This window comes from Vibrio sp. 970, from assembly GCF_033339075.1.
This window is the reverse complement of sequence record NZ_JAWOTW010000096.1, coordinates 1-1,063: the sequence shown is the minus strand read 5'-3', so window position 1 is coordinate 1,063 and position 1,063 is coordinate 1. Positions and strand designations below refer to the sequence as shown.

2 protein-coding genes are annotated in these 1,063 nt (G+C 60.7%); both read right to left on the bottom strand.

The features are described 5' to 3' along the window. Window positions 1-24: 24 nt before the first annotated feature. Window positions 25-864: a sulfonamide-resistant dihydropteroate synthase Sul1 gene (gene sul1, locus R7Q11_RS24950; RefSeq protein ID WP_000259031.1), complete on the bottom strand. Its 840-nt coding sequence runs from the start codon at window positions 862-864 to the stop codon at window positions 25-27. After that, window positions 858-1,063 (bottom strand): DMT family transporter (locus tag R7Q11_RS24945; protein WP_016810057.1); only part of this gene is annotated, 206 nt, incomplete at its 5' end. The genes R7Q11_RS24945 and sul1, both read right to left, overlap by 7 nt.

Below are 1,063 nucleotides of genomic sequence, written 5' to 3'. Positions count from 1 at the left end.
TAGCGGGCGGCCGGAAGGTGAATGCTAGGCATGATCTAACCCTCGGTCTCTGGCGTCGCGACTGCGAAATTTCGCGAGGGTTTCCGAGAAGGTGATTGCGCTTCGCAGATCTCCAGGCGCGTGGGTGCGGACGTAGTCAGCGCCATTGCCGATCGCGTGAAGTTCCGCCGCAAGGCTCGCTGGACCCAGATCCTTTACAGGAAGGCCAACGGTGGCGCCCAAGAAGGATTTCCGCGACACCGAGACCAATAGCGGAAGCCCCAACGCCGACTTCAGCTTTTGAAGGTTCGACAGCACGTGCAGCGATGTTTCCGGTGCGGGGCTCAAGAAAAATCCCATCCCCGGATCGAGGATGAGCCGGTCGGCAGCGACCCCGCTCCGTCGCAAGGCGGAAACCCGCGCCTCGAAGAACCGCACAATCTCGTCGAGCGCGTCTTCGGGTCGAAGGTGACCGGTGCGGGTGGCGATGCCATCCCGCTGCGCTGAGTGCATAACCACCAGCCTGCAGTCCGCCTCAGCAATATCGGGATAGAGCGCAGGGTCAGGAAATCCTTGGATATCGTTCAGGTAGCCCACGCCGCGCTTGAGCGCATAGCGCTGGGTTTCCGGTTGGAAGCTGTCGATTGAAACACGGTGCATCTGATCGGACAGGGCGTCTAAGAGCGGCGCAATACGTCTGATCTCATCGGCCGGCGATACAGGCCTCGCGTCCGGATGGCTGGCGGCCGGTCCGACATCCACGACGTCTGATCCGACTCGCAGCATTTCGATCGCCGCGGTGACAGCGCCGGCGGGGTCTAGCCGCCGGCTCTCATCGAAGAAGGAGTCCTCGGTGAGATTCAGAATGCCGAACACCGTCACCATGGCGTCGGCCTCCGCAGCGACTTCCACGATGGGGATCGGGCGAGCAAAAAGGCAGCAATTATGAGCCCCATACCTACAAAGCCCCACGCATCAAGCTTTTGCCCATGAAGCAACCAGGCAATGGCTGTAATTATGACGACGCCGAGTCCCGACCAGACTGCATAAGCAACACCGACAGGGATGGATTTCAGAACCAGAG

Excerpts from the sequence above, each read along its gene's own strand:
- sul1 (WP_000259031.1), bottom strand. The coding sequence starts at position 864 with ATGGTGACGGTGTTCGGCATTCTGAATCTCACCGAGGACTCCTTCTTC.